The 10,568-nt window shown below is 71.4% G+C and carries 11 protein-coding genes; 3 read left to right on the plus strand and 8 right to left on the minus strand.

Going from position 1 to position 10,568, the window contains the following annotated elements; all coding sequences use genetic code 11:
- Positions 1-405 precede the first annotated feature (405 nt).
- Positions 406-3,009: an MFS transporter gene (locus tag RZ84_RS19180; RefSeq protein ID WP_043265323.1), complete on the minus strand. Its 2,604-nt coding sequence runs from the start codon at positions 3,007-3,009 to the stop codon at positions 406-408.
- A 20-nt stretch (positions 3,010-3,029) separates the two neighbouring features.
- Positions 3,030-3,512: a MarR family winged helix-turn-helix transcriptional regulator gene (locus RZ84_RS19185; RefSeq protein WP_043270299.1), complete on the minus strand. Its 483-nt coding sequence runs from the start codon at positions 3,510-3,512 to the stop codon at positions 3,030-3,032.
- A gap of 402 nt (positions 3,513-3,914) precedes the next feature.
- On the opposite strand from RZ84_RS19185, the gene RZ84_RS19190 reads away from it, so the two are divergent.
- Positions 3,915-4,133: a hypothetical protein gene (locus tag RZ84_RS19190; RefSeq protein WP_043265324.1), complete on the plus strand. Its 219-nt coding sequence runs from the start codon at positions 3,915-3,917 to the stop codon at positions 4,131-4,133.
- A gap of 61 nt (positions 4,134-4,194) precedes the next feature.
- On the opposite strand, the gene RZ84_RS19195 is transcribed toward RZ84_RS19190, so the two are convergent.
- From RZ84_RS19195 to RZ84_RS39840, 6 genes are all read right to left on the minus strand, one after another.
- Positions 4,195-4,737, minus strand: a complete 543-nt coding sequence (locus tag RZ84_RS19195; protein WP_078893960.1) for a VOC family protein — start codon at positions 4,735-4,737, stop codon at positions 4,195-4,197.
- A 146-nt stretch (positions 4,738-4,883) separates the two neighbouring features.
- Complete coding sequence (locus tag RZ84_RS19200; RefSeq protein WP_052230023.1) at positions 4,884-5,624, minus strand: hypothetical protein; 741 nt, start codon at positions 5,622-5,624, stop codon at positions 4,884-4,886.
- A gap of 239 nt (positions 5,625-5,863) precedes the next feature.
- A complete protein-coding gene (locus RZ84_RS19205) occupies positions 5,864-6,703 on the minus strand; it encodes an RNA polymerase sigma factor SigF (RefSeq protein WP_043265326.1) in 840 nt (279 codons plus the stop codon).
- A 189-nt stretch (positions 6,704-6,892) separates the two neighbouring features.
- On the minus strand, positions 6,893-7,702 hold the full coding sequence (locus tag RZ84_RS19210; RefSeq protein ID WP_043270303.1) for an RNA polymerase sigma factor SigF: 810 nt from the start codon (positions 7,700-7,702) through the stop codon (positions 6,893-6,895).
- A gap of 216 nt (positions 7,703-7,918) precedes the next feature.
- Entirely contained in the window at positions 7,919-8,212 is a 294-nt protein-coding gene (locus RZ84_RS19215; protein ID WP_043265327.1) for a Dabb family protein, read from the minus strand.
- A 54-nt stretch (positions 8,213-8,266) separates the two neighbouring features.
- Entirely contained in the window at positions 8,267-8,407 is a 141-nt protein-coding gene (locus RZ84_RS39840) for a hypothetical protein (protein ID WP_198540183.1), read from the minus strand.
- A 733-nt stretch (positions 8,408-9,140) separates the two neighbouring features.
- Between RZ84_RS39840 and RZ84_RS19220 the strand changes: the two genes are divergently transcribed.
- A complete protein-coding gene (locus tag RZ84_RS19220) occupies positions 9,141-9,920 on the plus strand; it encodes a DUF2127 domain-containing protein (protein ID WP_043265328.1) in 780 nt (259 codons plus the stop codon).
- A gap of 28 nt (positions 9,921-9,948) precedes the next feature.
- Positions 9,949-10,434 (plus strand): hypothetical protein, encoded by a 486-nt coding sequence (locus RZ84_RS19225; protein WP_043265329.1) that lies wholly within the window; start codon positions 9,949-9,951, stop codon positions 10,432-10,434.
- Positions 10,435-10,568: the final 134 nt, after the last annotated feature.

Raw genomic sequence — 10,568 nt, forward strand, 5'->3', positions numbered from 1 at the left:
CACCTGCGCGCCTGTCATGTCGGTGACGGTCAGTACGGCGTGCTGTACCGCCCAGCCGTCCCGCGTGCGGACCTGCGCCCGTACTCCCGCAGCTCCCGCGCCCGTCGAAGTCATTGCCTCTCCCGTTTGTTGCCTGATGGGGTCCCCTGCTCGACGGGCGAAGCCGAGAGCGTGGGGAAGTGCCGGGCTCCGCAGGGACCCGGCACGTGTGGTGCCGGGGCCCTGGCCGGCCCCGTCCTTGTCGGGCCCCGGCCGGCGGCGTGCAGGCCGTCCCCTGCCTGTGCGCAGCGCCGCCGGCCGGAGCCCTGGGGTCCGGGCCGGGGCGCGCCTCCGCTCAACGCGCGCCCCGGTCCGGGGTCTTGGTGTCCCGGGCCCGCCGGGGTGCCGGACGGGCCCGGTTCCCGGTCAGTCCCCGGGGTGCGCGAGCTGGACGTCGTAGCCGTCCATCCCGTGCGCGTCGACGGCGAGGCCGGTGGCGACCGGCGGGTAGCCGCTCGCGATGACCGTGTAGTCGCCGGCGTCCAGGTCGGTGAAGGCGTACGCGCCGTCGGCGCCGGTCGTGGCGGTGGCCACGACGTTGCCCGCCGCGTCCACCAGCGTGACCCGTGCGTCGGCCAGCGGGGCGCGGTGCGCTCCGGCCCGTACGACGCCCTGGACCCGGGCGCCGGACAGCAGCGCGATCTCGATCCGGGTGGTGCCCTGGCCGCCGACCTCGACGGGCTGCGCGGTGGGCCGGTAGCCGGCCGCGTTCACCGCGACGGTGAAGGTGCCCGGCGCCAGCTCGGCGAAGGAGAAGTGGCCCTCGGCGTTGGCCGTTCCGGTCGCCAGCACCTCGCCGCGCACGTCGGTGACGACGACCATCGCACCGCCCACCGGCTCGCCGGTGACCGCGCTGCGGACCCGGCCACCGAGGCCGCCGGTGCCGCTGAGCAGGATGTCGTGGCCGTGCGGCGCGTCGCCGACGACGACGGTGGACGCCTGCGGCCGGTGGCCGTCGGCCGCGGCTATCAGCACGTACGAGCCGGCGCCGGGGGCGCTCAGCACGTACGAGCCGTTGGCCTGGGCGACCGCGCGGCCCAACTGGCGCCCGCCGAGGGAGATCAGCGTGACGGCCGAGTGGGGCACCGGGTTGCCCTCGGCGTTGCGGACGTAGCCGTGGATCGCCGGGCCGGAGGGGACGGGGTCACCGCCGCCGGCGGACGCGTACGCCGCCAGGGGCCGGACCGCCGGGGCCGGTTGCGCCCAGGAGGGCGTGTGCAGACCGTCGTCCTCGGACGGGGACGGGGCGGCGCCGACGAGGGCGGGCTCGCGCTCCGCGACGGGAGCCGCGGCCGACGCCGCCAGGGGGGCCGGCGCCGGGGCGGCGGCGGGGGCCGGGGACTCGTCGCTGTCGCCGTCTCCGGCGAGGGCGCGCTCCGTACCGGACTTGCTGCGCAAGGCGACCTCCTTGATGAACAGGGTGAGAAGCAGGGCGAGAAGGGCGCACGGGGCCGCGTAGAGGAAGACATCGCCGACGCCGTGTCCGTATGCGTCCTCCATGATCGACCGGATCGGGGCGGGCAGCGAGGACAGGTCCGGAATTCCGTCGCCGCCGCTGCTGCCGTGGCTCGCCGCCGCCGCGGCCTTGGGGCCGAGAGCGGTCAGGCCGTCGGTGACGTAGTGCGTGACCCGGTTGGCGAGCGCCGCGCCGAGCGCCGAAACGCCCACCGCACCACCGAGGGTACGGAAGAAGGTGACCAGCGAGCTGGCCGAACCGATGTCCTGCGGCGCGACCTGGTTCTGGGTCGCCAGGACCAGGTTCTGCATCATCATGCCGACGCCGAGGCCCATCAGGGCCATGTAGACCGCCGAGTGCCAGTACGGGGTGTCGGCGCGCAGCGTGCCCAGCAGGGCGAGGCCCGCGGTGAGCAGCACACCGCCGCTGACGAGGAAGACCTTCCAGCGTCCGGTGCGGGTGATGATCTGGCCGGAGATCATCGAGGAGAGGAACAGGCCCATCACCATCGGGATGGTCATGACGCCGGACATCGTCGGGGTCTTGCCGTGCGCCAGCTGGAAGTACTGCGAGAAGAAGACCGTGCCGCTGTACATCGAGACGCCGACGAACAGCGAGGCGAGCGCGGCCAGCGTGATCGTCTTGTTGCGGAACAGCCGCAGCGGGATCAGCGGCTCCGCGGCCTTCGACTCGACGACCACGAAGATCACCGCGAGCACGATCGCCCCGCCGACCATGGCGAAGGTCTGCCAGGAGATCCAGTCGTAGTTCTTGCCGGCCAGCGTCACCCACACCAGCAGCAGCGTCACCGCGGCGGCCACGAAGAACGAGCCGGCCCAGTCGACCTTCACGCCCGCGCGCTTGATGACCGGCAGCTTCAGCGTCTTCTGGAGCACGATCAGCGCGATCACCGCGAACGGCACACCGACGTAGAAGCACCAGCGCCAGCCCAGCCAGCTGGTGTCGGTGATGACACCGCCGAGCAGCGGACCGCCGACGGTCGCGACCGCGAAGGTCGCGCCCAGGTAGCCGCTGTAACGCCCGCGCTGCCGTGGGGAGATCATCGCGGCCATCACGATCTGGGCCAGGGCGGACAGACCGCCCACGCCTACGCCCTGCACCACGCGGCAGGCGATCAGCATGCCGGTGTTCTGCGACAGACCGGCGACGACCGAGCCGCCGACGTAGATGACCAGCGCGATCTGGACGAGCGCCTTCTTGCTGAACAGGTCGGAGAGCTTGCCCCACAGCGGGGTGGTCGCGGTCATCGCCAGCAGCGCGGCGGTGACGACCCAGGTGTACGCGCTCTGCCCGCCGTGCAGGTCGTGGATGATGTGCGGCAGCGCGTTGGAGACGATCGTCGACGACAGGATGGCGACGAACATGCCGAGCAGCAGCCCGGACAGCGCCTCCATGATCTGACGGTGCGTCATGGGCGCACCGCTGGGAGCGCCGTGACCGCCCCCATGCTTGGCGCGCCCGCCCCGCACACCGGCTGGTGAGGTCGTGGCCATGTGGTTCCTTTGCTTCCTTGTCATCCTGCTGCGGGTGTACGGGTGTCGGCGGGGGAGTCGTGGTGAGCCCGGGTACGGCAGTCGCCGAAGCTCGTACGGAGCCTGGCGAGCAGCTCGACGAGGTGCCCGACGTCGCTGTCGGTCCAGTCGTCCAGGTACCGGGCGAGGGTTTGGGTGTAGCGCTCGGCCAGCTCGTCCAGGAGCCGCCTGCCGCTCGGGGTCAGTCGCAGCAGCCGCGACCGCTTGTCCGCCGGATCGGGCTTCCGCTCGATCCAGCCGCGCTCGGCGACGTGGGCGACGTGCCGGCTGGTCACCGACATGTCGATCGCGAGCAGCTCGGCCAGCTGGCTCATCCGCATCTCGCCGTGGCGGTCGAGAAGCGTGAGCACACCGGCCGAGGCGGGCGGGCATTCCTGGGGCAGCATCCGCCCCATCTCCCGCTTGACGGCCCCGATGGCGCTCAGTTGCCGGGCCAGCTCTTCGTACTGACTGTGAGCGGCCATCGGCTCCTCCACGCCTCGTCACCTTCGTACAGCTTTTGTTGCTTGGGGCAACCATAAACACTGTTGGTTGCTGAAGGCAAACGATTCGACGGGGTCTGGGGCATGGGAATGGCAAATTCAGCGCCGTGATCCGGCCAAGAAAGTCGATTTACCGCGTAAAGACGCTGGTCGATGAGTTAAGCGAATCGAAGGCGCCGGGTTCGTACCCTTTGCCGCGCCGTGCCCCTTCGCGGCGGCCCGGACGGGGCCCGCGCCGGAACATCATCTACCCGTCACGTACCGCGCCGTGCGCGCTGCGTACGCATCGGGCGTCCCCGCCGGCGACCGCGGCTCCCCCCGCGCGCGGAGGATACGCGCCCAGGGGTGTGCCCCCGAGCGCCCGGTTCGCTAGGGTCCTTCCCCATGGCGACCAACCCGCAGAACCAGGCCGGGGGCAACTACGACCCGGCGGGCAGCACGCAGATGTTCCGAGCCTTCGTCGACGAGGGCGGCACCCCGCAGCCCGGCGGCCGGCGCGCCGCGGCCCCGCAGCAGTCGGCGGGCCCCCGCGTGGGCCTCGTCGTCGGCGTGATCGTCGCGATCCTCGTGGTCGCGGGGGCGGCCTGGCTCGCGCTGAGCTGACCGCCCGCCGGCGCGGGCCGCGGGCCGGACCGCCGCCGACGCGGCCCGGCGCCGGTCCGGGTCATGTCCCGCCGGGGCGACCGGTGTTGGGGCGTCGGCGCTGGGGCCGGTCCGATGGGCCAGGGCCGGACAGGCCCTGGTCCGCCGCCGCCTTCAGGGCCGCGATGTCGAGCTTCCTCATGCCCATCAGGGCCTTCATGGCGCGGGCCGCGCGAGACCGGTCCGGGTCGTTGAGGACCTCGGCCATGCCCTCCGGTACGACCTGCCAGGACAGGCCGTACCGGTCCTTCAGCCAGCCGCAGGGCCCCTCCTCGCCGCCTTCGGAGAGCCTGGCCCAGTAGTAGTCGATCTCCTTCTGGTCGGCACAGGTGACCGAGAGCGAGACCGCCTCGCTGAAGGTGAACTCCGGGCCCCCGTTGAGCGCGGTGTAGTCCTGGCCGTCCAGCGTGAACTCGACGGTCAGCACGGTGCCGGCCGGGCGCGGACCGGCCTCGTTGTAGTGCGTGACCGCCCTGATCCGCGAGTTCGGGAACACCGAGCAGTAGAACTCGGCCGCTTCCAGGCCCTGGGTGTCGAACCAGAGGGTGGGAGTGATCTTCGGCATGGCGCGCTCCTGGTGTGGCGTGCGGCGACGGCCCCGGATGAGCCGGCCGCTCTCTGTATCGACCGTCGCGCCGTGCGGAACTCATCGCCATTCGGGTGGGGAGTTCCGGGACGTCTCCGGGAGCGTCGCGTGCGGGGGCGCCGGACTCACCGCCAGGTGAACGTGACGTCCTTGGTGTCGAGGTGCATGCCCAGCGGGACCCGCCAGGCGTCCACGCACACCCGCCAGGTTCCGGTCGCCGGTCGGCCCGCGGCGAGCGGCAGCGGGAGCTTGTGGTCGGAGCCGACCGTGCCCCAGTCGATGCCGAGGGCGCCGATGATGTGGGTGCCGAAGGTGACGGTGCCCGAAGTGACGGGGCGGTCACCGGTGTTGAGGAAGTCGAGGGTGACCTGCTGGCACCAGCGGACGTCCGTGGCGGCGAGTGCCGGCTTGCCCACGAGGAGCCCGGCGGGGGCACCCGGGCCCGCGGGAACGGTGGGCGAGGGCGGCGCGGGTGTGGCGGTGCCGCTCGGCCACGGCCGGGGGGAATCCCCGGGCGGAGCAGGGGTGTTGGTGCCGGCGCTGTCACCGGGGCCGGTGGGCGAGGAGGACGGGCCGGGGGATGCCGGGTGCGTTCCGGCGGTCGTTCCCGGGCTGCCGGGGGAGCCGGGGCGCCCGGAATCCGGGGAGCGGCCGGGGTGTCCGGCGCCGGGGCCGCCGTCGCCGTCCAGCGGGGTCAGTTCGACGCCGCCGCGGGGCGGTACGGGCCTGTTCGGCGCGGAGCCGTCGGCGGGGCCTTGCGCGCCCACCGCGGCATAGCCGGATCCGGCCGCGCCCGCGCAGCCGGTGAGGAGGACGCCCAGGCAGAGCACGGCCGCCGAGGCGGAGGCAGCAGTCGTCCGTCGCATCGGCACAGTGTTGCTGACGGCATGTCAGATGTATAGGGGCGTGTGCGACAACGCCCCAGGGGCTCCCTGCGGCGTCGTGAGGCGTGCTCGGCGGCCCTTCCCCGCGGTCGCGCGCGAACGTCGCGCACGCGCCGTCTGAGGCCCGCGTACCGGGCCGGTCCGGCCCGCTTCCGCTCTCGTTGCTGTCCGCCGAGCGACCCGGAGCTGCGGGTGGCAGCCGTCCCCCGGCGGACCGTTCCTCAGTCGGCGATGAGCCCTTCGCGCAGCTGCGCCAGGGTGCGGGTGAGCAGCCGGGAGACGTGCATCTGGGAGATGCCGACCTCCTCGCCGATCTGGGACTGCGTCATGTTGGCGAAGAAGCGCAGCATGATGATCTGCCGCTCCCGGGGCGGGAGTTTGGCCAGCAGGGGCTTGAGGGACTCGCGGTACTCCACGCCCTCCAGCGCGCTGTCCTCGTAGCCGAGGCGGTCCGCGAGGGAGCCCTCGCCGCCGTCGTCCTCCGGGGAGGGCGAGTCGAGCGAGGAGGCGGTGTAGGCGTTGCCGACCGCGAGGCCGTCGACGACGTCCTCCTCCGACACCCCGAGGCACAGGGCGAGTTCGGGCACCGTCGGGGAGCGGTCGAGCTTCTGGGCGAGCTCGTCGCTGGCCTTGGTGAGGGCCAGCCGCAGCTCCTGGAGCCGGCGCGGGACGCGTACGGACCAGGACGTGTCGCGGAAGAAGCGCTTGATCTCGCCGACGACCGTCGGCATCGCGAACGTCGGGAATTCCACGCCGCGTTCGCAGTCGAAACGGTCGATGGCCTTGATCAGGCCGATCGTGCCGACCTGGACGATGTCCTCCATCGGCTCGTTGCGGCTGCGGAAGCGGGCGGCTGCGTACCGCACGAGCGGGAGGTTGAGTTCGATGAGTGTGTCGCGCACATAGGCGCGCTCCGCGCAGTCCTTGTCGAGCGTGGCCAGCCGCAGGAACAGGGAGCGGGAGAGCGAGCGGGTGTTGATGGCGTCGACGTCGTCATGCACGTGTGCTGCCGGCGCGGGAATCGCGGCAAGCACCTTTGAGCTGCCCAGTTCTACGGACATGCCACCCCCTTGAGGTCGCGGACGGGTCGCTGCGGCGTCCCCGGCCCGGGCGGACCGAGGAGTCATACCTCCACCTGAATACCGGAGGCGGCACCACGGCAAACGCGGTTCCTGCAGAATGTCACATGTCGGCAACACGCTGTAGCGCCTTGTCGACATATCTGTGCAGGAACGGGTCGCCCGTCCCGGTTAGGCGTCGATCCTGTTTGCGGATCGCAGACGGGCGAAGCTCCGCGACAGTAGCCGGGACACATGCATCTGCGACACCCCCAGCTCGGCACTGATCTGGGACTGCGTCAGATTGCTGTAGTAACGGAGGAGCAGGATGCGTTGCTCGCGCTCGGGCAGCTGCACGAGCAGATGCCGTACGAGGTCGCGGTGCTCGACGCCGGCGAGCTCGGGGTCCTCGTAGCCGAGGCGGTCCAGCAGGCCGGGCAGGCCGTCGCCCTCCTGGGCGGCCTCCAGCGACGTGGCGTGGTACGAGCGCCCGGCCTCCAGGCAGGCCAGCACCTCGTCCTCGCCGATCTTCAGCCGCTCGGCGATCTCGGCGGTGGTGGGGGAGCGGCCGTGCAGCACGGTCAGGTCCTCGGTCGCACCGTTGACCTGCACCCACAGCTCGTGGAGACGGCGCGGGACATGGACGGTCCGGACATTGTCCCGAAAGTAGCGTTTGATCTCGCCGACGACGGTGGGCATGGCGAAGGTGGGGAACTGGACGCCGCGGTCCGGGTCGAACCGGTCGATGGCGTTGATCAGGCCGATGGTGCCGACCTGGATCACGTCCTCCATCGGTTCATTGCGGCTGCGGAAGCGGGCCGCGGCGTAGCGGACCAGCGGCAGGTTGGCCTCGATCAGGGCGGCGCGGACGCGGGTGTGCTCGGGGGTGCCGGGTTCGAGTCCGGCCAGCTCGGCGAAGAGCACCTGGGTGAGCGCCCGCGTGTCCGCGCTTCGGCTCTCGCGGGATGGAGCCCTGGGCGCAGTACGGGCCGTCACGGTCACGCCACCCTTCACAGTGCACTTATTGCGCGCATGTTTCGCGTATCGCATGTATCCGGCAAAAGCGGTCATAGCATCACAAGACATGTGCACTGTGTGCAAGCACCCCATAACGCCGTGTTGAACCGAGAGTTGACGGTGGAGCGGGCACATGACGAAGCCCCCCGCCCGTGGGGCAGGGGGCCTGAGTGTGTACGCCGGCCGGGGCGGCGCCGGGGCTCAGAACTCGTAGTCGGCGATCACCCAGGTGGCGAATTCGCGCCACTGCGCGGCGGCGGCCTGGTGGGCCGGGTGCTCCAGGTACCGCTTGAGGGCATCGGTGTCGGCGACGGCCGAGTTGATCGCGAAGTCGTGGGCGATCGGGCGGTCGGTGACGTTCCAGCCGCACTCCCAGAACGCCAGCTCCGGGATCTGCCGTTCCAGCTCCGCGAACGCGCGGGCAGCGGCCCGCACCCGCTCCTCGTCACGGGAGACGCCGTCGTCGAGCTTGAACAGGACCAGGTGGCGGATCACAGGGGCCTCCGTGCGACAGGGCGGTGCGCAGCCGCTGCGGCCGGCCGGTAGACCCTAGCTGACCAGCTGGGTCATGAACTCGCCGACGCCCTGAGCGGCGGACGAGATGCCCTCGAAGCCTATCTGGACGAGCTGGGCGGCCCGCTTGGGAGTGGCGATGATCGTGTAGAGCACGAAAACGATGAGCAAGTACAACGCGACCTTCTTCGCCGTCGCCATCAGTCCCGTCTCCCCACGGCAGTCCCTTGCGGCTTTCCCCCGGGGCCCGGTGGCCCCGCCGACCGCTCCGGCTCCCGGATGCGGTCGGGCGAGTGTAACCACAGGTGTTCGATCGAGGGAGGCGTGGCGGGCCGCCGGGCTGCGCCTTTCACACCGGTTTTATGGACCAAAGGCCCTCCAAGAGGGGTCCTTCGCCCGCCTGTTGGGAGGGGCGGGCGAGGCAGGATGGGAAGCGTGGTCCGGCGGATCTGGCAGGAATCCGCGGGGCCCCGGGACCAGGGCCTCACTGCGGGGTCCGTGCCGCACGCAATTCCCCCTGACAGCGGCGCGGGCATCGAGGCTCGGTCCTCACCGGGGGAGGCGGCTTTCCCCCGAGGCCGTTTCCCCCGACCGACCGCGAGCCCCGGCTCCGGCCCCTCCCCGGGGGAACACCAGGGAGCGGCCCGGCGCCGGGGCTCTGTCGTGCGTCGGCGGCCCGTACCCGCGCCCCACATAGGTGGAATGCGCGGTATACGCCCTACGTACCGCCTACTTTCCGCAACCTCCGGAGCGTTCTGCTCGTCCCTCACCCTGTAAGACCACCCCGTACGCCGTGGCTTGCATCATGTACGCGACAGTTACGCGGCACAGCGCGGGACCGGTCGGCGGGCGGCAGAGGGCCGCCTCGCGGTTCCGCGCGGGACGACGAAAGGGAAACGGGGCTCCAACGATGAAGATCGACTGGGACCGGCGCACCTGCGCACGGCGCGGGCACATCACCTACCTTCCGCACGAGGAGCACCACCGCGCGAAACTCCGTGCGGCCACCGCTCACGGCGAGGCATGGCGCTGCCTGCGCTGCGGCGACTTCGTCCTGGGTGACCCGCACGGCACCGGGCCCGCGGCCGACGCCCCGCTGGTCCCGCGCGGCAAGGTCCTGCGCGATCTGTTCATCCTGCGGTTCCTGGCCGTCGAGCGGGCGGTGCGCGGGGTGTTCATCGTGCTGGCGGCGATCGCCGTCTGGAAGTTCAGCAACAGCCAGGACGCGGTCCGGCAGTTCTTCGACAAGAACCTCGACGCGATCCGCCCGGTGGCCGTCCACTTCCACTACGACCTGGACCACTCGCCCATCGTCGACACCATCCGGAAGACCTTCGGCTACAAGCACTCCACCCTGGTGCTGGTGGCCGCACTGCTGCTGGCGTATGCGCTGGTGGAGATCGTCGAGGGCGTCGGGCTGTGGCGCGCCAAGCGCTGGGCGGAATATCTGACGGTGGTGGCGACCGCGGCATTCCTGCCGCTGGAGATCTACGAGCTGACCGAGAAGGTCAGCTGGCTCAAGATCGCCACCCTGGCCATCAATATCCTGGCGGTGCTCTACATCGCCGTCGCCAAGCGGCTGTTCGGGCTGCGGGGCGGCCGGGCGGCCTTCGACGAGGAGCGGCAGAGCGCCTCGCTCCTGGAGACCGGCCCGTCCGCCGCCATGTCCGCCGCAGCCCATAATGGCTGAACGCACCGAACGAGGGGGAAACCCACCCATGCGACTCCTGCCCACGAACTCCGCGCGCCGGCAGTCCGGTTCGCCGCGCGCCACCGCCCGCCGGTCCGTGGCGCGCCGCCGTCCGGCCGTCGTCCTGGCGATGCTCTTCGGCCTGCTGGCCGCCGCGGCCGGTCCGGCCGCGGCAGCCGGCCTGTCCGACGCCGCCGCGTCCCGGACGGCCACCGCCGCCGTCCAGCAGGCACCGGCCCGTACGGCCGCCCAGGACGCCTCGGTACGCATCGCAGCTGCCCCCGCGTCCCCCATGGGCTGGCACGGCGGACACGGCACGCACCGCACCATCGGCTCCCACCACACCACGCACCAGACGTCCTTCTCGTCCGGCAAGCCGAAGAAGAAGACCGGCTTCTTCAAGAAGCTCGGCATCTTCCTCATCGTGATCGTGATCGTCTTCATCGTGATCGTGATCCTGGTGATCTGGCTGATCGTGCACTTCATCCGCAAGGCGTTCCGCCGCCGCGGCTAGTAACGCGCGTACGCGGCTTCGCTCTTCGCGCCGGGCCTTTCGCCTTTTGCTTTCGCTGTGGCCTTCGCTTTTCGCCACTGGTTTTTCGCGTTGCGCATCCGCATCCGTATCCGTATCGGGGGCGGGCGGGGGCC

It is taken from the genome of Streptomyces sp. CT34 (genome assembly GCF_000805335.1).
Lineage (GTDB): Bacteria > Actinomycetota > Actinomycetes > Streptomycetales > Streptomycetaceae > Streptomyces.

Bases quoted from the DNA above. Each gene is read 5' to 3' on its own strand.
- RZ84_RS19180 (WP_043265323.1), bottom strand. From the start codon at position 3,009: ATGGCCACGACCTCACCAGCCGGTGTGCGGGGCGGGCGCGCCAAGCAT.
- RZ84_RS19185 (WP_043270299.1), bottom strand. From the start codon at position 3,512: ATGGCCGCTCACAGTCAGTACGAAGAGCTGGCCCGGCAACTGAGCGCC.
- RZ84_RS19190 (WP_043265324.1), top strand. From the start codon at position 3,915: ATGGCGACCAACCCGCAGAACCAGGCCGGGGGCAACTACGACCCGGCG.
- RZ84_RS19195 (WP_078893960.1), bottom strand. From the start codon at position 4,737: ATGCCGAAGATCACTCCCACCCTCTGGTTCGACACCCAGGGCCTGGAA.
- RZ84_RS19200 (WP_052230023.1), bottom strand. From the start codon at position 5,624: ATGCGACGGACGACTGCTGCCTCCGCCTCGGCGGCCGTGCTCTGCCTG.
- RZ84_RS19205 (WP_043265326.1), bottom strand. From the start codon at position 6,703: ATGTCCGTAGAACTGGGCAGCTCAAAGGTGCTTGCCGCGATTCCCGCG.
- RZ84_RS19220 (WP_043265328.1), top strand. From the start codon at position 9,141: ATGAAGATCGACTGGGACCGGCGCACCTGCGCACGGCGCGGGCACATC.
- RZ84_RS19225 (WP_043265329.1), top strand. From the start codon at position 9,949: ATGCGACTCCTGCCCACGAACTCCGCGCGCCGGCAGTCCGGTTCGCCG.